16 protein-coding genes and 4 tRNA genes are annotated in these 18,703 nt (G+C 50.9%); 2 read left to right on the forward strand and 18 right to left on the reverse strand.

The window, feature by feature from the left end:
* Positions 1–8 precede the first annotated feature (8 nt).
* The 3 genes from BN98_RS04420 to BN98_RS04430 form a co-directional block, all read right to left on the reverse strand.
* A complete protein-coding gene (locus BN98_RS04420; RefSeq protein WP_019189535.1) occupies positions 9–470 on the reverse strand; it encodes a CtsR family transcriptional regulator in 462 nt (153 codons plus the stop codon).
* A gap of 360 nt (positions 471–830) precedes the next feature.
* A complete protein-coding gene (fusA, locus tag BN98_RS04425) occupies positions 831–2,891 on the reverse strand; it encodes an elongation factor G (RefSeq protein WP_019189534.1) in 2,061 nt (686 codons plus the stop codon).
* Between the two features lie 70 nt (positions 2,892–2,961).
* A complete protein-coding gene (locus tag BN98_RS04430; protein ID WP_019189533.1) occupies positions 2,962–3,435 on the reverse strand; it encodes a nucleoside 2-deoxyribosyltransferase in 474 nt (157 codons plus the stop codon).
* 174 nt (positions 3,436–3,609) lie between these two features.
* On the opposite strand from BN98_RS04430, the gene BN98_RS04435 reads away from it, so the two are divergent.
* Positions 3,610–3,683, forward strand: a tRNA-Arg gene (locus tag BN98_RS04435).
* A gap of 82 nt (positions 3,684–3,765) precedes the next feature.
* Here the strand turns inward: BN98_RS04435 and BN98_RS04440 are convergent.
* From BN98_RS04440 to BN98_RS04460, 5 genes are all read right to left on the reverse strand, one after another.
* Entirely contained in the window at positions 3,766–5,025 is a 1,260-nt protein-coding gene (locus BN98_RS04440; RefSeq protein WP_019189532.1) for a D-alanyl-D-alanine carboxypeptidase family protein, read from the reverse strand.
* The gene (locus tag BN98_RS04445) at positions 5,022–5,846 is read right to left on the reverse strand and encodes an aminoglycoside 6-adenylyltransferase (protein WP_019189531.1); all 825 of its coding nucleotides are present in this window, start codon (positions 5,844–5,846) and stop codon (positions 5,022–5,024) included. Before BN98_RS04445 ends, BN98_RS04440 begins: the two co-directional genes overlap by 4 nt.
* An 80-nt stretch (positions 5,847–5,926) precedes the next feature.
* A complete protein-coding gene (locus tag BN98_RS04450) occupies positions 5,927–7,762 on the reverse strand; it encodes a hypothetical protein (RefSeq protein ID WP_019189530.1) in 1,836 nt (611 codons plus the stop codon).
* Positions 7,763–8,012: 250 nt separating this feature from the next.
* Positions 8,013–8,093: transfer RNA gene (locus tag BN98_RS04455), tRNA-Leu, on the reverse strand.
* A gap of 31 nt (positions 8,094–8,124) precedes the next feature.
* A tRNA-His gene (locus tag BN98_RS04460) sits at positions 8,125–8,198 on the reverse strand.
* A gap of 184 nt (positions 8,199–8,382) precedes the next feature.
* Here BN98_RS04460 and BN98_RS04470 point away from each other — a divergent pair.
* Complete coding sequence (locus BN98_RS04470) at positions 8,383–9,420, forward strand: threonine aldolase family protein (RefSeq protein WP_019189529.1); 1,038 nt, start codon at positions 8,383–8,385, stop codon at positions 9,418–9,420.
* Between the two features lie 72 nt (positions 9,421–9,492).
* Here the strand turns inward: BN98_RS04470 and BN98_RS04475 are convergent.
* The 10 genes from BN98_RS04475 to tsaE all read right to left on the reverse strand — a co-directional run bounded on the left by BN98_RS04475 (position 9,493) and on the right by tsaE (position 18,581).
* Positions 9,493–9,564 (reverse strand) — tRNA-Arg (locus BN98_RS04475).
* Positions 9,565–9,703: 139 nt separating this feature from the next.
* A complete protein-coding gene (locus tag BN98_RS07905) occupies positions 9,704–10,192 on the reverse strand; it encodes a metallophosphoesterase family protein (protein WP_019189528.1) in 489 nt (162 codons plus the stop codon).
* A complete protein-coding gene (rdgB, locus tag BN98_RS04485) occupies positions 10,189–10,854 on the reverse strand; it encodes an RdgB/HAM1 family non-canonical purine NTP pyrophosphatase (protein ID WP_019189527.1) in 666 nt (221 codons plus the stop codon). The genes BN98_RS07905 and rdgB overlap by 4 nt, the downstream gene beginning before the upstream one ends.
* A gap of 36 nt (positions 10,855–10,890) precedes the next feature.
* Positions 10,891–12,960 (reverse strand): NAD-dependent DNA ligase LigA, encoded by a 2,070-nt coding sequence (gene ligA, locus BN98_RS04490; protein ID WP_019189526.1) that lies wholly within the window; start codon positions 12,958–12,960, stop codon positions 10,891–10,893.
* A gap of 9 nt (positions 12,961–12,969) precedes the next feature.
* Positions 12,970–15,195: an ATP-dependent helicase gene (locus BN98_RS04495; protein ID WP_019189525.1), complete on the reverse strand. Its 2,226-nt coding sequence runs from the start codon at positions 15,193–15,195 to the stop codon at positions 12,970–12,972.
* Positions 15,196–15,203: 8 nt separating this feature from the next.
* Complete coding sequence (locus tag BN98_RS04500) at positions 15,204–15,926, reverse strand: phosphatase (protein WP_019189524.1); 723 nt, start codon at positions 15,924–15,926, stop codon at positions 15,204–15,206.
* A 25-nt stretch (positions 15,927–15,951) separates the two neighbouring features.
* Positions 15,952–16,959, reverse strand: coding sequence for a tRNA (adenosine(37)-N6)-threonylcarbamoyltransferase complex transferase subunit TsaD (tsaD, locus tag BN98_RS04505; protein WP_019189523.1), 1,008 nt, complete (start codon positions 16,957–16,959; stop codon positions 15,952–15,954).
* Positions 16,940–17,443, reverse strand: coding sequence for a ribosomal protein S18-alanine N-acetyltransferase (rimI, locus tag BN98_RS04510; protein WP_019189522.1), 504 nt, complete (start codon positions 17,441–17,443; stop codon positions 16,940–16,942). Before rimI ends, tsaD begins: the two co-directional genes overlap by 20 nt.
* Positions 17,440–18,180 (reverse strand): tRNA (adenosine(37)-N6)-threonylcarbamoyltransferase complex dimerization subunit type 1 TsaB, encoded by a 741-nt coding sequence (gene tsaB, locus BN98_RS07910; protein WP_019189521.1) that lies wholly within the window; start codon positions 18,178–18,180, stop codon positions 17,440–17,442. The genes rimI and tsaB overlap by 4 nt, the downstream gene beginning before the upstream one ends.
* Positions 18,168–18,581 carry a tRNA (adenosine(37)-N6)-threonylcarbamoyltransferase complex ATPase subunit type 1 TsaE gene (tsaE, locus tag BN98_RS04520; RefSeq protein ID WP_019189520.1) on the reverse strand — a complete coding sequence of 138 codons (414 nt, stop codon included), beginning with the start codon at positions 18,579–18,581 and terminating at the stop codon, positions 18,168–18,170. Before tsaE ends, tsaB begins: the two co-directional genes overlap by 13 nt.
* Positions 18,582–18,703 lie beyond the last annotated feature (122 nt).

Here is an 18,703-nt window from a genome sequence, read left to right on the forward strand (position 1 = left end):
CATCCTCCTCATCGCAGTAAGATGATCAACATATTTTTCAAGATACCGGCACGCACTTCATTGCGCTCGGCCAAGGGTACGGCAGACAACGCATGGTCGTCCATGGCTAATAGCATCATCTGACATTCCCGAGACGTCAGCCAATTGCGATCCCTGAACGAACGAAGGATATGGCGCGCTTTGTCCAGCGTTATTTCATCCTGTACAACTTCTGAAAGAACTTCCGAAACCACATCCTCCGACGAGCGCTCCAGGCGAATGATGCGAATATACCCGGAGCCGCCTCGTTTAGACTCAGTATAATATCCGTTATAAGGGGTAAAACGGGTCGTTAACACGTAATTGATTTGCGAAGGGGCACAGGCAAAACGCTGCGCCAAGTCATTGCGGCCAATTTCCAGCACGCCTTCCCCCTCTTCCTCCATCAATTGCAGAAGGAATTGTTCAATACGATTGGTTAAACCAGCCATGGTTCCCCTCTCCTTCCTTTTCTCGGTTCTTAGCTATCATACGGCAAAGATATGAATTGAACATGAGGATTAAAAATTCCTCATACTTCCTTTACATCGTTCCGTGGCGATGGACGGGTAGGCTTCCGACGCGTGAACAACTGTCCCTTTCGCCGTGACAGAGTATTGTGATGCAACGTCATAGAGGCAATGCGTGGGTTGACCTACTTTGACTTTTCATAGTAAAAAGAAAGCCATCGCCTAGGATGGTTGCTCTTACTATACTCTCGCAGCGTGAATTTGTCAATGATGGTCAAAAAGGAAGGTGGCCTTAAGGCCGCCTTCCTTTTCGTATTTAACGTCGGCCACCGGGCCAACTTCTTATTCTTCCTTATGCGCTTCTTCGATGACCTTTTCGGCAATTTCATGCGGAACCTGCTCATAGCTCTTGAATTCCGATGTGAAGGAGCCGCGTCCCTGTGTCATACTGCGCAGATCAATGGCGTATTCCTGAACTTCCGCGTAGGGAGCTTCGGCGTTGACGACCTGATTGCCGTCTTCGTCCTGCTCCATACCGAGGATACGGCCGCGACGTTTGTTCATATCGCCCATGACATCGCCGAGATACTCATCGGGAATGGTAATCTTTAACGTCATGACGGGTTCAAGCAGTACCGGATCGGCTGCCTCGACACCTTTTTTGAAAGCGATGGAAGCCGCAATCTTAAAAGCCATTTCGTTGGAGTCCACGGGGTGATAGGAACCGTCATAGAGGGTGGCTTTAAGGCCGGTTACGGGATAGCCCGCCAACGGTCCCTTGGACAGAGATTCTTCCAGGCCTTTCTCAACGGCCGGGAAGTAGTTCTTCGGTACCGAACCGCCAAAGACCTCTTCGGCAAATTCAAAGCCGTCCGGAATGGGCTCAAAGCGAATAAAGACATCGCCAAACTGTCCGGCGCCGCCGGACTGCTTCTTATGGCGACCTTGGACATCGCTCTTGCCGCGGATGGTTTCACGATACGGAATGATCAGCGGGATACGATGCACATTGACGCCATACTTCGTCTTTAATTTATTCATCATTGCTTCGAGCTGGACGTTGCCTTGTCCGCGTAGCAACATCTGATTGGTTTCCTTATTGCGCTCTACCTTGAAGCTCGGATCTTCTTCCTGCAATTTATTAAGCGATGGGGAGAGTTTATCGTCATCGTTTTTGGAATCGGCTTGGATGGCAAAGGTCAGCGTCGGTTCCGGCGTCTTCACGTGCTTGAACGGAATCGCATCCGCATTCGTAGCAATGGTATCGCCAGTGGACAGCTTCTCCAGCTTCGAGAAAGCACCGATATCGCCCGCCGTAATTTCATCCGTATCCAGATGCTCTTTGCCGCGTTCATAGAACATGCCGGCGGGTTTTAAAGATTCGCCGGTACGCAGTGAAATAAGAGCGTCTCCCTTCTTCACCGTGCCGCTGACGACTTTCACAAGGGAAACCTTACCCACGAACGGGTCAACCACCGTTTTAAAGACCACAGCGCGCAAGGGCTGCGTCGGATCCATGGCTACCGGATCGCCTTCTTCCGGACGGAAACCGGAATGTGCACGCGAGTCATTCGGAGCCGGCATATACTTTACGATGGCATCCATCAAAAGATCCAAGCCGGCGCCCGTTGTCGCACAGCCGGCGATCAAAGGCACTGCTGAGCCGTCCAACATGGCTGTGGTCATTCCTTCCGCAATTTCTTCATGCGTAAAGCTTTCGCCCTCGAAGAATTTATTCATCAAAGTATCATCCGTCATGGCAATGACTTCGACGATTTCATCGTAGGCCGCATCTACCTCCGCTTTACGGATCTCCGGAATTTCTACTTCCGTTTTCTTAAAACCGTCGTAGCGGAACGCTTTTTTGTCGATGATATCGATAATGCCTTCAAAGTCTTCGCCGGCGCCCAAGGTCAGCGTCAGCGGAATGACTTTTTTACCGAATTGCTGGTGCAAGTTCGATACCTGTACGTTAAAATCGACATTCGGTTTATCCATCTTATTCAGGAAAATAATGCGAGGAAGGTGAATTTTTTCGGTGTAATTCCAATAGATTTCAGAACCGACTTCAATGCCAGCCGAGGCATCAATGACCATCAACGCTGCTTCGGCTGCGCGCAACGATACGAGCACTTCGCTTGCGAAATCAAAATACCCGGGCGCATCCAAAAGATTAATCTTATAGTCTTTCCATTCTACCGGCAATACGCTCAGGCCAATAGAAATGCGACGAGCCTGTTCCTCCGGATCAAAGTCGGAGACGGTATTCTTATCCTCGATACGGCCCATGCGTTCGGTCGCATGCGTTAAATAGAGAAGCGCCTCAGCAAGAGTGGTCTTGCCGGCGCCGCTGTGGCCGACGAAGGCGAGATTCCGAATCTGCTCTGTATTATACTTTTTCATTCCTTCCTCCTTCTTCCCCTTCCGAGAACATCTCCTGAAGGGATACCGTTTTCATACTGTACAAATCAATTTAGATGTATTTACGAATTTCTTCCTGTAGTTGTTCCAAGGTGGATACCACGGCGCCATGCTCTTTCACCAAACCCACCACGTATAAATTCACATAGGAAAATTGTGATTCAGCGAGCACTTGCAATGCCTTGAGTTTTTCCGGCACGTCGGCTCCTTGCGTGCGCACATCCGTGTAAAGCGCCAATATGGGGATTTTTTTCGCATAGGCGATGCCGATTTCCGCTGCAACGCCCGGATCGATACTTAGACCGTCCAGCACAGCAATCATCAGATCGCTCTCCAAGACCTTCTCTGTATCCACTTTTGCAATCATAACGCTGTCGGCATATTTTGATTTATCATTAATGTCCGTTTGTTCCTGCGGAACGTACAAATCAATCGTTTCGGATACTGCTCGTATCGTTTGCGCTGCGTAGGCATTGTAGCGCTGTTCCGCTTCACTGAAGAGCGGAGCGGCATAATACACTTTCATACGGGGTCCCCCTTTTCCAATCGCTTTCCCCCATTATAGCAAAGATTTTTCCTCGGATACAACCTTCTGAATCGCTCGGCGGAAAACTCTTGTCAAAAGTCGATATTGCGATATATGCGTCATTGCATGCTTCCAAACAGAAAGATTATGCTACAATAATACCGTGAATTGTGTGCAGTATTAGCTCAGTTGGATAGAGCGTCCCCCTCCTAAGGGGAAGGCCGAGGGTTCGAATCCTTCATACTGCGATAAAAAAAAGCCGACCCGAGGGTCGGCTTTTTACGTGAGACGCTTGACTCTTCTAATTCGATGAGGACACAAGTGTTTGCATTAAAAGAGATTGGACAGGAAACGGACAAAATCGGAAGTAGCCCGTGTTAAGCGCGTCCATAAACCCGCCTTTCTGGTGGGTTTATGGGAAACAATGTCAATGATCTTGATGAGCTTTCCGTCCCGATAGACGGAAATTTCTCCGAATTTTGCTTCGGCCGCAGTGGGGGCTTTGATCGTTTCGTCAATCTTGTAGCGCACATCAAAGTTTTGATTCGTATAGGTGAACACCGAGAAAGATTTGGCCGGATAGAGCACTATCGATTCTTCTTCGGCAGAAGGAATGGCATAGCGTTTGACCGGTTTTGCTGCATCCACGAGAGGAACATGCGAAAAAGTTCCTGCGGCCAGATCCACCAGTTCTTTCGTTGTACGCCAGCGCGCATCGTTGCTCTTTGTCCCCATGACCACGGTGACGGCTTCGAAAGCGCCGCCATCCACGCTGGACTTCAGCGCAAAGGAACCGGTGAAACAATATCCCGCTTCATCCGTAACGCCAGTCTTAAGACCCGTCATCCCGGGAATGGCAACCGTGGCTTCGGTGAGCGTTGATTTTCCTTTGTACTTGCGTTCCGGCTCATCCACGGTTTTGATTTTTGCCCAATCCTGCACTTCCGGAAACTCACGGATCAGTGTGGACGCCAATAAAAACATATCGCGTGCCGTGGACGTATTGTATTTCCCGTTAACGGTAAATCCGCTGGCATTGACAAAATGTGTCTTCTTCATGCCCAGCGCTTGTGCTTCTGCGTTCATGCGCTTGGCAAAATTTACTTCATTGCCTCCAACCACTTGCCCAAGCATCGTGGCCGCATCGTTTCCCGAAACGACCATCATGCCCATCAGCAAACGCTCCACGGTCAACTTTTCACCCACTTGTAAACCGTAATTGGACGAAGATTGTGCATTAAAAGCGGCCGCTTCCGGCGTAACCGTCACCACTTTTTTCGCATCCAGCTTTCCATCCCGAATATCTTTTTTGACGATGTAGCAAGTCATCAGCTTTGTCATCGAGGCAATGCCCAGGGGCTCATCGCTATTCTTTTCAATCAGGATTTTCCCCGTCGTTGGTTCCCCGATGAGCATCGCGCGAATTTCGTTATAATACGTGAACGAGGATTGAAAATGCTTTGACGTATCACCCTGATAGGGCGATAAAGTGATCGCATTGTCTGCCGAATCAGCAGCGGCGGGTATACTCGGCAGCGTCACAAGCAGCGCCAATACCAGCCAAAGGACGCGAAGTTTTCCCTTTTTCATCTTGTCTCCTCCCACGTTTTACGCAAATAACGCATCATATCCACATCCAGTTTTTTCGGATAGGAAAATCCTTCCAATGCATTGAGCTTGAGTCCCGCCTTACGAAACAACATGCAGGCTTGGAATACCGCATCCCAAATGCGTGCACGCTCCGTTTGCGCATAGGAGCGCGCCAAATGGTCGTATTCCACTTCGTTCATATAGGCCTTAAGATTTTCTCCATCGCTGCCCAAATTGATGTGGAAGGAGGAGTCCGATGCTACCGCCGCACGATTGATTGCCAACAGTGCTTCGCGCGCGCGACTGAGTTTCGCCTGGGCTACCACCAAGTCCTCTTCGGCCAAGGCTATAACGACATCCGTAATATCGCTGAAAAAACGCTGGCACCAGAGTGCATACTCTTTTGGCGTAGGCTTTTTTGTACGTAGCGTAAGATCATTCGGATTTTCCAGTGTTTGATATTTTTCCTGCGGATCATACAGAACCGTCGCTAAGCTGTCTTTTTTCAAGAACGCTTCCATCCCCTCTTCCGACACCACGGTAATATTGATGCGCGAGGCATCTTCCAAAAAAATACGATAGCGAGGATAAGGCTCGTTTTCCACACAGCCGATTTGAAGTATTGAGGAAGAAAATTGTTCTCCCCAGTCCATCTCTGTCACCTGCACGTCTTTCGGATTTCCGACCAACACAAAATCATACGGATCCGACTCTTTTTTAACCGCTGCGGGGTTCATGCGACTTCCCGTCATGAAGACTGCCGCAACCGTTGGCGTGACAGATGCCCAGGACAACATAGCATGTTGGATAAATGTCTCCATAGGCTCCTCTTTCTTGATTTCTGTAAGATATTTGATTGTATCTTATCAGAAATCGCTTAAAAAGTAAGCCCTGTTGCGGTTCAGCTGCGATGACGACGCAGGTACAGGTGCATGACCAGTAAGCCGCCGGAAGAAGCCAATAAAACGACGCTCCAAAGAACCAGACGGATGGAATCGCCGGTGATGGGCGGCGCATCAATGGAATAGCCATCTTCCGACGTTTGGGCGATGCGATACGGATCGGCAGAGGCGTTTGGTGATTGCGCCATCCTGTTTTGCTTCGGCGCAGTCGCAAGCGTTTTTTTCGTGCCTATCTTGTCATCCAAAGCGCTCAAAACCGCTTCGCCGGGAACCGCCCCCGCCTTGCTCTCGTCCTTCACGCTGGTTGCGTCTGCCTTAGGGGTGACCTTCTCGTCCAACCACTGTGACACAGTACGCAGCGCATTTTGAAGTGGATTCGGTTTTACCGTCAATGTGTTGGTCTGTTGCGGATTGACCTGAGTGGTAGTGTGTACCTCCACCTTGGTCGGTGCAGAGCAGCCGTTTCCATCCGAAGAACAGGTCGGCTTGTTTTCTTTGGGTGGCTCTTTGGGTTTTTCTTCCTTGCGCGCTATAACCGGCGTCTCCTTTTCCGAAGCATGCGACGTCTCCTCCGGCGGTTCCTCGGAAGAGATGCTCTCTGCAGGCGTTAGCGGCGTGAGCGGAATGTCTTTTGAAGACGTCGTTGTCTGGGAGCCGGAATCCGGCGCAACGGAGGCTTCTAAAGAACTTTCAGAAGACGAAAGCGACTCATGAGAAGCTTCAGAGGATACCGATTCGCTCGAGACAGGTTCCGGTTCCAGTTGCACCTCGACCGTCAGCGTCGTTTTTTGCAGTGGCAACGCATCGGATACATAGCCCAACCACTGTCCCGATTTTTGCAGATCTGTATTGCTGGAATAGCCGAGCCACTCGGGCGTTTCCGAATAATCCGGGCGATTCACGGCAATGGTATAGTTGCCGTTCTTAGCGCCTTTGGGTACGGTAAAGGTGAGAGCATATCCGTCGTCTTTATGGAGTAGCGCGTCACGCTTCATGGGTTCCTTCATTTCCTTTGGCAAAACGACAGCATCGCCCGAAGAGACGGCAAACATTCCCGGCATAGCAAAGCCGGCCACAGAGGCAAAGGTATAGGTGCCAGGCTTTGTCACCTTCAACGATTGGGATTTTGTCGGCCACATAACGGCAGAACGCAACTCCATCAAACGCGACTCGGGAAGCGTGTCCGCGACGATATTCCAATCTTTATGCGTGTTATGTGCCGCCTTGTTTTTTTCGCTGAGCGAGCCTAAGCTCTCACTTGCGCTTTTGGGAAGGTAGACTTTACGTGAATATACGGTTTGATTCAGGCCTAAATAGATAACTGCCTGATTGTATCGTGTGTTCATCTTCGCATAGCGATTGTAAGCCAGGGCGTGCGCGGTCAACCTCCAGTCATCCTTCGTAACCTCAAATGTTTTTTCCACTTCGGGAAGCACGCCTTTATGGGCACGATACACATCACTGGGGACGTTTTCAAATCCGCCGTCTACAATAAAATTCGGAGTGCCGGTACCTTCAATGCAGTAGATGCGATACTCCGGTTTCCAATACGGTTTACTGCCGTTATAACTGTTAATCGATTTCGGCACCGTATAGAGGAAAAACGGCTGCTTCATCTCTGTTTCTTGCTCTATTACTTTGGAAGAGCGCCCCATCTTGCGTAATTTATACACAATATCCAGTTCTTCTTTTGGCTGCATGATGACACAGACAAAGGGTTGATCTCGAATATCCTTGGCGGCTGCCGACGGGCGCAAAACACCCGCCAAAATCATGATGGCAACAACTAGCCACAGGATTCGGAACCTTACATTCGATACAATACGCTTACACATAGAACCTCACTTTCTTTTTCTAATCGGCGAAGCCTTTCTTCGCTACTGTTATTATGCAAGGTTCTTTTTCTCACCGTATCCCAACATTCGGTTATTTGTCGCACAGTGTTTCATATGGACACAGACACTCCTAAAAGGACTCGCCGTGTCCCAATTCATTCTTTTCCGTTCTATGCATATCGTATTTTGGTCATAAATGTCCCCCGCAGGGCACAAAAAAAAGAAGCGTGATAAACGCTTCTCTCCTTCATGCGGGAAAAGGGACTCGAACCCCCACGTCTAGGACACCAGATCCTAAGTCTGGCGCGTCTGCCAATTCCGCCATTCCCGCAAAGCCCGACGAAATTCGGGCACAAAAAAAGGGTGGGTAAAGGGATTCGAACCCTTGGTCTCCAGAGCCACAATCTGGCGCCCTAACCAGCTAGGCCATACCCACCACAGCTTTGATTGTTCCATTATACAGGACGAAAATTTTTCTGTCAATTTTAAAAAGAGCTTTACCCGCCGTTTTACCAAAGAGATTACCCCGGTGCTTTCTGCTCTGTCGCTACAGGGCTTGCGCTATAATGGTCATAACTACATTCATTTAACAATGACACATACGGCAAAAGGAGGATTCCATGCGATTTGATACGGATTATATTGAAGGATGCCATCCGGCTATTTTGAAGCGATTGGAAGAGACCAATTTGGTGAAACAGCAAGGCTACGGCTTAGATGAATACTGCGCATCGGCGCGCAAGCGCATTATGGAGGCTTGTCAGGCACCGCATGCCGACATTCACTTTGTGACGGGCGGTACACAAGCCAATGTAACCGTCATTTCGCATTCTTTGCGTCCTTGGGAAGGCGTATTGTGTGCCGTGACCGGGCATATCAATGGCCACGAGACCGGTGCGACAGAAGCGCGCGGCCACAAAGTGCTGCCCCTGCCAGAAAAAGATGCCAAAATCACGGCCGAGCAGGTCGAAGCGTATATGAAAAAGTATCGTGCCATGGACTATCCGGAGCATGAAATTGCGCCGAAAATGGTCTATCTCTCCCAGCCGACAGAGCAGGGCACGCTCTATTCCAAGGCGGAGCTTGAGGCATTTCGCCGCGTCTGCGATGCCTATGACCTTTTTCTCTTCATCGATGGGGCACGTCTGGGCTATGCGCTGGCCACCCCGGAAAACGATGTAACTCTGCCCGATTTAGCTCGCTTAACCGATGTGTTTTACATTGGTGGAACGAAAGTCGGTGCGATGTTCGGCGAAGCCATCGTCATCACCAACGACACGATTAAGCCGCAATTCCGCTATTCCATTAAGCAAAATGAGGGCATGCTGGCCAAGGGGCGCTTCCTGGGATTGCAATTTGACACGCTCTTTACCGATCACCTTTACACAACCATCGCCAAGCACGCCATCGCTCTGGCCAAGAAAATGCACGATGAAATGACTTCCTATGGCATCTCTTTTTTCTCTTCGTCGCCGACCAATCAAATTTTCCCGATTTTTACAAAGGAGCAGGTGGAAGCATTGGAGAAAAATTACGTATTCGAGCGATGGGCAACGCTCGAGGATGGACGCATTGCGATCCGTTTCTGCACGAGCTGGGCTACCGAAGAAAGCGACGTGGCTACTCTCCTGGCGGATATTAAAGCGCTTGTGAAGTGAGAAAGATCTCACTCCCCCCCCATAAGCTAACGAAGCCGTTGAAATCTAATGATTCCAACGGCTTTAAAGTTTCGTGCCATCGGGGATTCGAACCCCGGGCCTCCACTTCCGGAGAGTGGCGCGCTTCCACTGCGCTAATGGCACACACTGTCGTTCTATTTTATAGGATAGCCTGTGGTTTTGCAATGCTGCACCGCAGACCATGTGGCCCTTCCGTCTAATCTGATAAGACATAGATGACACAGGCCACCTGCCGCAAAAGGCAGCGCTTTGTGACCGCTGCCTAAAAGTTTTCCAGATTCACGCGTTCCACGATGGGGTCTTCGCCCTTGGTGAGTGTCAGAATGGCGCAACTGGCCATGCCGTCGCGAGGTAAACTCGCAGAGCCGGGATTGATAGCGCGAACTTTGCCAAATCGTTCGTCAGCAAACACATGCGTGTGGCCATAGACAACGATATCGCAAAGCTTATCGTAGGCATAGTCTGCCAATTGTTGGCGGCCGAAATGTACTCCTTGGCGATGCCCGTGCAGGAGGAGAATGGAAAATCCCTCTATGAGAACCTGATGTTCCCATGGCGCAGGGGAACCCCAGTCGTTATTGCCGCGAACGCTCAGTACCACGCGGCCGAGCATCTCCTGCATCTCTTCGCCATCCCAGGCATGATCGCCCAAATGAAAGATGCGATCGATCCCCTTCATCTCTTGGGCATAGTGCATGATACGGGATATGTCGCCATGGGTATCTGCCACTAATAAAATACGTTCCGTCATTCTTCGTTATCGTCGTCCTTCACAAGGGCGCCTTCCTCTTCTAATTTCTTTAATAAAGCGCGATAGGCACGGGAGCGATGGGAAATATGATTTTTCTCGACATCGCTCATCTCCGCTAATGTGCGCCCCTCTTCTGCCACGTAGAACAGCGGATCATAGCCGAAGCCATTTGTGCCGCGCTCTTGTTCCAAGATACGGCCTTCCAATATGCCTTCCACGGTCTCGGTTTCACCATTGCGGCAAAGAGCTATGACAGTGCGGAAGTGGGCACCGCGATTTTGCCAGGGTGTGGCCTCCATCTCTTTTTGTAATTTATGGACATTATCGGCGTAGGTAGCGCCCGGACCGGCATAGCGAGCGGAATAAACGCCCGGACGTCCGTCGAGCGCATCCACAAAGAGGCCGGTGTCGTCGGCTAAAATCCAAAGGGCATTGGGGTCTTTTCCCTCTTCGAGCAGCGCGCGGTACAAGCCGACGACCTTTAAACGCGCATTTTCTTCGAGCGTGCTTCCCGTTTCATCAATGATCAAATCGCTAAAGCCGGCTTCATTTTTTGTTTGTACGACAAAGCGATCCCCCAAGAGCGCACGCAATTCGTGGGCTTTATCAGGATTGCCCGTGGAGATGAGAACGTGAATCGGTTCGGTATGGGATTCGGACATGGGTTTTCTCCTTTCTGGCGCTATATTTGCCTTTGCCTAAGCTTGCTCATTCGCCGGCTTCCAGCGAGTCAGCCAATCCTGCAATGCCTCGCCTTCCAAAATAGGCACGCCCAATTGTTCTGCTTTCGTACGCTTGGAGCCGGCCGCTTCCCCGGCCAGAACCAGATCGGTCTTAGCGGAAACAGAACCCTGGGCACGTCCGCCAGCTGCCGTCACCGCTTTTTCAAGTTCTGCACGCGTCCATCCCTCAATCGTGCCTGTTATGACGATCTTTTGATCCTGCAGCCAAAGCTCATTTTCGTCCGGTTTTCTCGGATACTGAATGGTAATTCCCTGCGCCAGCAAAGCATCAATCGCTTCGGTAATATGCGGGTCATGGAAGAATTCCACGATATTGCCTGCCGTGGTCTCGCCGATATCCGGGATGGTGGTAAGTTCTTCGGCTGAAGCATGACGCAGCGCCTCAAAGTCCTCGAAGTGTACAGCTAAATCGTGCGCCGTGCGTTCTCCCACCTCGGGAATCCCGAGGGCAAAAAGAAACGCGCTAAAGGTTGGTGTCTTAGAAGCTTCAATCGCAGAGAGAAGATTTTTCGTTTTCTTTTCCTTAAAATTCGGCAACTTTAAAATATCTTCTTCCCGTAAGCGGTACAGGTCCGCCATCTGCGAAAAGCCGGAATCCAATAATTTCTCGAATGTTTTCTCCGACAGTCCATCAATATCCATGGCATTGCGTGAAGCAAAGTGCACCAAACGCGAAATCAACTGCGGCCGACAGGAAAGCGAATTGGGGCAATAAATATGCACGCGATCGTAGACCAGTTCGGCACCACAGGCCGGACAATGTGTCGGTTTTTCAATCGTTTCTGTTTGGCGCCCCGGCGTATCCAGCGTTTCCAAAATCTCCGGAATCACTTCATTGGAACGGCGAATCTTCACGTCCGCTCCCAAGCGTACACCCTTTCGCAAGATGTCGTCGTAATTATTCAAGGTCGCGCGTGAAACGGTTGCTCCTCCGATTTCCACCGGCTCAAGTATGGCCGTCGGCGTCACCTTCCCCGTGCGCCCGACATTCCACTCCACGTCTTTCAGCGTGGTAATGAGCTCTTCCGGTTCAAATTTAAAGGCAATCGCCCAGCGCGGGAATTTTGCCGTAAAGCCGAGCAATTCGCGCGTACGCAAATCATTGACTTTAATCACCACACCATCGGTGAGAACGTCAATTTCATTGCGCAACGTTTTGACTTCTGTAATAGCGTCGAGCACTTCTTCCACCGTCTTACAGCGACGCAAGAAAGGATGTACTTTAAAGCGATTCTCCTTGAGAAACGCAAACATCGCTTCCTCCGTCGCAAAAGGCGCTTCGGCCAACGGATGTGCTGCGCCATCTTCTGCCGTTTCCTCAGAGAGGCGCACATAACCGACCTGATAAAAATAGGCATCCAGATGTCGGGAAGCTGCTACGGAAGGATCCAGGGAGCGTAAAGCGCCGGCAGCGGCATTTCGTTCATTCTTCAGAGGTTCTTCCGCATCTTCATTGTATCGACGCAAGGCCGAACGCGGCATTACGCCCTCACCCTGCACCTCCATGGTGCCTTGAAACGGGATGGAAAGCGGAATGGAGGGAATGGTGCGCACCTGTGCCAGAATTTCCTCTCCGATACGGCCATTGCCACGGGAGGAAGCCATCACCAACTGCCCCTTGTCATAGGTCAGGTTCACGGTGAGACCGTCAAATTTGAGTTCCGCAAAATATTCTGGTTCCGGAAGCGGCTCCTGCGGATGGGTGCGATTATAGGCAATCACGGCTTCTTTCACGTCCCGCGCCCATTTTTGTACCTCTGCCACGGTTTTTGTTTTTCCGAGCGAAAAAAGCGGTGCCAGATGACGATGCTTGGTAAATTTTTTCAAAATTTCGCCGCCCACACGCTGCGTCGGCGAATCCGGCAGAATGATGCCGGTCTTTTTCTCGAGTGCCAATAGAGAATCATAGCGCACGTCATAATCCGCATCACTCATCAGCGGTGCGTCTAACGTGTAATAGTGATAATTCAGCCGATTCAGTTCATCAACCAATGCGCGCATCCGTTTTTCGTCATCCGCTTGCATCGCTGCCTCCTAAAGTTTTTTCATCGGCGCCAAGGTAGCATTCAATCGTTTGATGCCACGACCTTCAAACGCCACCGTTACTTCATCGCCATTTTCCTGCGGCACCACGGCAATCACCGTGCCGTGACCAAACTTCTTATGTTGTACCTTATCCCCGACTCTAAGCGATGTCGACAGTTCGGCATCGCGTTGTTTTTGTTTTTCGCGAATCATAGTACGAAATGCCTCGCGCTTGCGATCGTATTCGGCGCGTAACCGAGGATCGGCGGCATTGCTGCGCGGCGCATAGTTGCGATCATAGACATTGGAACGCGTCAACACCGACGGCATATCTTCCGTCTCAATGGAACCCTCCAGCTCTTCCAAAAAGGAAGATGGCAGGGCAGCCATGGGAGTACCGAATACGCGACGGCTTTGCGCTTGAGAAAGATAGAGGTGCTTCATCGCACGTGTCATAGCCACATAAAGCAACCGTCTCTCTTCCTCGAGATTGCCTTCTTCCATCGAGCGACGGCTCGGAAACAGGCCTTCCTCAAGTCCGACGACAAAAACAACTTCGAATTCGAGACCCTTTGCCGAATGGATGGTCAACAGGTTGACGCCATTTTCCTTGTTTTCCGTCTTATCTAAGTCAGATAACAAGGACAGACTCTGCAAGTAGTTGACGAGTGACGGTTCCTCCTCCTCTTCTTCGTACACGGAAACCGCATCCAAAAAGGAACCCACGTTCTCTATGCGCGACTGATCCTCAATGGCATGGCTGGATTCGAGCATGTCCCGATAGCCGCTACGTTCATACACATGCTCCACCCACTGCGTGATCTTCATATCTTCACGTTCACGATTGAGCTCTTGGATCAAATCGCCAAATTGCATCAATTTGTTGCGCTGTGTCACGGTCAGATTGCTGAGGATCTCTTCCTCTTCCACTGCTTGCAACAGGGACATGCCGGCCGAGGCCGCTTCCTCCCGCAGGCGTGCAAGAGTTGTCTCGCCGATGCCTCGCTTTGGTTGATTCACGATGCGCGTAAAGGAAACATCGTCCAGCGGATTCAAGATCAGGTTCATATAGGCCACAAGATCTTTGATTTCAGCGCGATCATAGAACTTTAAGCCGCCGATGACGCGGTACGGCAGCCCCTCGCGCAAAAACGCTTCTTCAAACGGTCGCGATTGCGCATTTGTACGATACAGCACCGCCATATGCGCTAGCGCCACGCCATTCTTTTCTTCCTGGCGAATCTGCGAAGCAACAAGGGCCGCTTCTTCGTGTTCACTTTGTACCCGACGAAAATGTACCGCCTCACCCTCCCCGTTGGCCGTCCATAAATTTTTATCCTTACGCTCGCGATTGTGCGCAATCAATTGATTGGCGGCATTCAAAATATGCGATGTAGAACGATAATTTTGCTCCAAAAGAATCGTGCGCGCGCCGGGGAAATCCCGTTCAAACGAGAGAATGTTATGAATATCTGCCCCGCGCCAGCCATAGATGGATTGATCGGCATCGCCAACCACACAGATGGAGGCTTGCTTTCCGGTCAATAAACGAATTAATTCATATTGCGGATGGTTCGTATCCTGATATTCATCGACAAAGATGTATTGGAATTTTTCTTGGTAGTGTGCGCGTACCTCGTCCTGTTTCAAAACTTCGATGGCTTTGAGAATGAGGTCATCAAAATCCAGTGCATTATTCTTTTTCTTTGTCTCTTCATAGCGACGATACGCATGGGCGATGATCTTTTCGCGCTCCATTTGTGCACTCTGTAGCACGGCATCTACCGACACACTGCGATTTTTATAATCCGAAATGCGAGCCAGCACTGTCTGTGGACGCATATCGCGCGTTCCCTGCATATCCTTCAGAATTTGTTTGACCAAAGTGCGTTGATCTTGTGTGTCGTAGATGGTGAAATCCGAGCTGTAGCCAAGACAGGCAATGTCCCGCCGCAAAAGACGTGCGCACATGGAATGGAAGGTGCCAATCCACATACCCCGCGGCTCCTCACCGAGCGCCTTCTCCACGCGCTCTCGCATTTCCGCCGCCGCCTTATTGGTAAAGGTGAACGCCAGAATATGACGGGGATCCGTGCCTTTTTCCTCCACCAAACGCACGATTTTTGTCGTCAGAACCCGTGTCTTCCCAGAGCCGGCGCCTGCCAAAACCAACAGCGCCGGATCGTCCGACAACACCACTTCCTGTTGGGCACGGTTCAGATTCTCGTATTGCATACTCTCTCCTATAATGCGTAGCCCAGAAGGCTTTCCAATTTATCCCAAGAGGCGTTGATGATCAGCTCCTCCGGAAACTCTAGTTCCTGCAGCAGCTGCTCTGCCACATCAAACACGCCTACATGCACCGACATATGGGCATCGCTATCGATAATGATGGGGACTTGATATTTTTTGCACAATTCCAAATACACCCGCTGATTGGCTTCCGCATCCAGGCGAAAGCCGGATCCGTTCAGCGATGAACAATTCACTTCGACCGCCACATGGTGTTCCTTGCAAGCGGGAATGAATTCTTCATAGTCGATCGGATAGCGTCCGTCATCCGGATGCCCGATGATGTTGATCTCCGGATAGCGCTCCAGTGCTTTCAAATATACCGGTGTATAGTCCTTGTGCTTCTTATTGCCAAAATCAAAAGTATTGCCATGCAATGAAGCAATAATATAGTCCGTTTTGCCGATCAGGTCGTCCTCGTACAGTTTGCCGTCAAAATTGTATAAATTCATTTCAATGCCGCGCAAAATGCGTACGCCCTCCAGATAGGCAGGAATCACATCCAGATTCATCCAGTATTCCGGAAATGTCGTATGCTTCATGCCATAACCGTGATCCGAAACGCCCAGAATTTCCAAGCCGTTTTTCTTTGCTTCCCGCGCATTTTCTGTCAACGTCGAATAGGCATGCACACTGGCAAGCGTATGCGTGTGTAAATCCATTAATGCCTGCATTCCATCCTCCTGTTTGTTGCTGTTATTACAAGCCCAAATCCGGGTCTGCTGCAAAATCCAATGACGACGCTCCGCGTTCTTGATATTGATAGTAACCGGCGCAGCCGATCATGGCTGCATTGTCGGTACAAAGAATCGCAGGCGGCACAAAAAATTGCACGCCGCGTTTTGTGCATGCCGCTTTAAGGGCCTGCTGCAAAGGCTTGTTCGCTGCCACGCCGCCGGATAAGCAAAAGCGTTTCATCTGGGGCATGGCGTCCATTAAGCGCGACGCTTTTTCCGTCAACACATCCACCACCGCTTGCTGGAACGATGCCGCCATATCCGCCGTCGGCAGGGGCTTACCCATTTGTTCATAGTGGTGGGCTTCATTGATAACCGCCGTCTTTAAGCCGCTGAAACTGAAGGTATAACCATCCTCCTTTGCCATCATGGCACGCGGAAAAGAGAACGCCTGCGGATTGCCCTCTTCTGCTGCTTTTTGGATTTTTGGACCACCCGGATAGCCGAAACCCAGCACTCTTGAAATTTTATCAAAACTTTCGCCAGCGGCATCATCCACTGTGGAACCTACGACTTCATAATGCGCATAGTCTTTTACCACACAGAGATACGTATGCCCGCCGGAGACGACCAGGCTTAAAAACGGTGGTTCCAGTTCCGGATGCGCCAGATAGTTCGCGCATACGTGGCCCTCCATGTGATTGACCCCCACAATAGGAATATCCCGCACGTAGGAAATCGCCTTGGCTGCCGAAATGCCCACCAGCAGGGCCCCCACCAATCCGGGACCGCGTGTCACCGCAATCAAATCCAAGTCCTCGGCTCGAACGCCTGCTTCGCGCAGCCCGGCTTCCAGCAGATGATTGATCACTTCCAAATGCTTGCGCGAGGCGATTTCCGGCACGACGCCGCCAAATACGGCGTGATCTTTAATTTGCGACGAAATGAGTTGGCCAAGCACTTCGCGTCCGTTGCGCAAAACCGCAACACTTGTTTCATCACAGGAAGACTCAATGGCTAAGGTCAGCATGGGCACTCCTTTCCGTTTCTTTCTCTTTCCATAGCGCAAGGCGCATAATCAGCGCATCCGCCATTTCCTCTGCATAATAATGACGGCGTCTTCCGACGGTACGAAAGCCTGCCTGTTCGTAGAGCGCCATTGCTTTCTGATTGGAGGCATTGACTTCCAAGAAGGCCTCTTGGGAGCCATTGTATTGCGCTTGCACCAAAAAGCTGTCCAATAGCGCTTTTCCGATGCCTCGGTGGCGCTTATCCTTCGTCACGGCAATGCGATTCAAACTTGCTTCCCCGGCAACATCCGAAGAAAAATAATAGCCGACCACCTCACCTGCTTCTTCTGCGACCATTGCTGTCGTAAAAGGCTGCCGTTGCTCCGAACGCAGCTGATCGATCGTCCAGGCTTTACGAAAGGCTTCCCGTTCCAACCGGTGCACCACTGTCAGATCGCCTTCTTGCATCACGCGTATGCACAGCGTCGGCACAGCTTGACTCATGACGGCCTCCCCTCATGCTTGGCACGCAAGCGATCCAGTTCGGCCTGCGATTTTCGAAGATAGTGCGGCGCCAAATCCAGTACATCGTCACTGTCACCGCGTTCCCATCGCTTGGCGGCCAGGCGCATCACGGCAGCAATCGGTGAAAGTGCCGCATCTCCTGTCAGTTTTCTCTGCACCACGCTCGGAAATGCGGCAGACAATGCCGGATGGCGATCCAAGCCAATGCCTGCCCAGCAAAAAGCCGGCTTATCCTTTTCGATCGGTAAAGCGTTTAACCGCTCCAGTAACGCTTCTTCCGTATACAGACCTTCCTCTATGATGCATTCCATCGCTCCGCCCTTTTGGCAATAGGCTGCCGCAAAAATGCGGTTGGCGCGGGCATCAATGATGGGCACATAATACTGCGCTTCCTGCTGCGCGCATCCCTCTTCTGCTAAGGCCAATAAGGTGGAAATGCCTATAATAGGGCGATGCGTAAATTGTGCCATGGTCTTGAGCATCGTCACGCCGATGCGCAACCCCGTAAAAGAGCCGGGGCCTATCGCTACGACATAGGCATCCGCCTCTGCTGCACGGCATCCGCTTTTTTTACACAGGTCATCCATGACGGACAATAATTCTTCTGCCCGCAGGCGATCCTGTTCCACAATGGCGCAGTGGAGGGGGCGCTCCGTTGCGTAAATTGCCACCCCGGTTGCTTTTGTGGAGGTGTCTGCTCCGATCAGTCTTGCCATACTTCCACCTCTCTTGCTTCCCCGCCCAGCGGCGTTAAGCGCACATGGCGCAGCCCGTGCGGAAGATAGTCTCCCGCCTTATCTGCCCATTCCACAAACGTCATCGCCTCTTCGGGATAAAAATACGTTTCATAATCGATCGCTTCAATGTCCTCCGGCTTTTCCAGCCGGTATAAGTCCAAATGGAAAATATCTCCCTTGGGGGTCGGATAGTGATTGACCAGAGAGAATGTCGGAGAACCGGCAGGTCTATCGGCTCCCAGGTATGCGGCAATCCACGTCACAATCTGTGTTTTTCCTGCACCGAGCGTGCCCTCAAGGCTCACAACGTCGCCAAGCTGTAAGGAATCGGCAAAAGTTTCTGCCCATTTCCGCATGGCTTCTTTCGTTTCAATGCGCATCAGTCCTCCCTTCGTCCCGACCATTCGGGCAATAAAAAGAAGGCGCCCCGAAGGGCCACCTCTTCTTCTGTTCTCTCTTATTGTAATGCACTTCCCCCGGAAGGTCTATCTTCCGAGGGAAT

The organism is Levyella massiliensis, assembly GCF_000308275.2.
In the GTDB taxonomy this organism is placed as follows: Bacteria; Bacillota; Clostridia; order Tissierellales; family Peptoniphilaceae; genus Murdochiella; species Murdochiella massiliensis_A.

What these genes read in the sequence shown, in the direction of transcription:
- BN98_RS04420 (WP_019189535.1), bottom strand. Translation starts at nt 470, where the DNA reads ATGGCTGGTTTAACCAATCGTATTGAACAATTCCTTCTGCAATTGATG.
- fusA (WP_019189534.1), bottom strand. Translation starts at nt 2,891, where the DNA reads ATGAAAAAGTATAATACAGAGCAGATTCGGAATCTCGCCTTCGTCGGC.
- BN98_RS04430 (WP_019189533.1), bottom strand. Translation starts at nt 3,435, where the DNA reads ATGAAAGTGTATTATGCCGCTCCGCTCTTCAGTGAAGCGGAACAGCGC.
- BN98_RS04440 (WP_019189532.1), bottom strand. Translation starts at nt 5,025, where the DNA reads ATGAAAAAGGGAAAACTTCGCGTCCTTTGGCTGGTATTGGCGCTGCTT.
- BN98_RS04445 (WP_019189531.1), bottom strand. Translation starts at nt 5,846, where the DNA reads ATGGAGACATTTATCCAACATGCTATGTTGTCCTGGGCATCTGTCACG.
- BN98_RS04450 (WP_019189530.1), bottom strand. Translation starts at nt 7,762, where the DNA reads ATGTGTAAGCGTATTGTATCGAATGTAAGGTTCCGAATCCTGTGGCTA.
- BN98_RS04470 (WP_019189529.1), top strand. Translation starts at nt 8,383, where the DNA reads ATGCGATTTGATACGGATTATATTGAAGGATGCCATCCGGCTATTTTG.
- BN98_RS07905 (WP_019189528.1), bottom strand. Translation starts at nt 10,192, where the DNA reads ATGACGGAACGTATTTTATTAGTGGCAGATACCCATGGCGACATATCC.
- rdgB (WP_019189527.1), bottom strand. Translation starts at nt 10,854, where the DNA reads ATGTCCGAATCCCATACCGAACCGATTCACGTTCTCATCTCCACGGGC.
- ligA (WP_019189526.1), bottom strand. Translation starts at nt 12,960, where the DNA reads ATGCAAGCGGATGACGAAAAACGGATGCGCGCATTGGTTGATGAACTG.
- BN98_RS04495 (WP_019189525.1), bottom strand. Translation starts at nt 15,195, where the DNA reads ATGCAATACGAGAATCTGAACCGTGCCCAACAGGAAGTGGTGTTGTCG.
- BN98_RS04500 (WP_019189524.1), bottom strand. Translation starts at nt 15,926, where the DNA reads ATGCAGGCATTAATGGATTTACACACGCATACGCTTGCCAGTGTGCAT.
- tsaD (WP_019189523.1), bottom strand. Translation starts at nt 16,959, where the DNA reads ATGCTGACCTTAGCCATTGAGTCTTCCTGTGATGAAACAAGTGTTGCG.
- rimI (WP_019189522.1), bottom strand. Translation starts at nt 17,443, where the DNA reads ATGAGTCAAGCTGTGCCGACGCTGTGCATACGCGTGATGCAAGAAGGC.
- tsaB (WP_019189521.1), bottom strand. Translation starts at nt 18,180, where the DNA reads ATGGCAAGACTGATCGGAGCAGACACCTCCACAAAAGCAACCGGGGTG.
- tsaE (WP_019189520.1), bottom strand. Translation starts at nt 18,581, where the DNA reads ATGCGCATTGAAACGAAAGAAGCCATGCGGAAATGGGCAGAAACTTTT.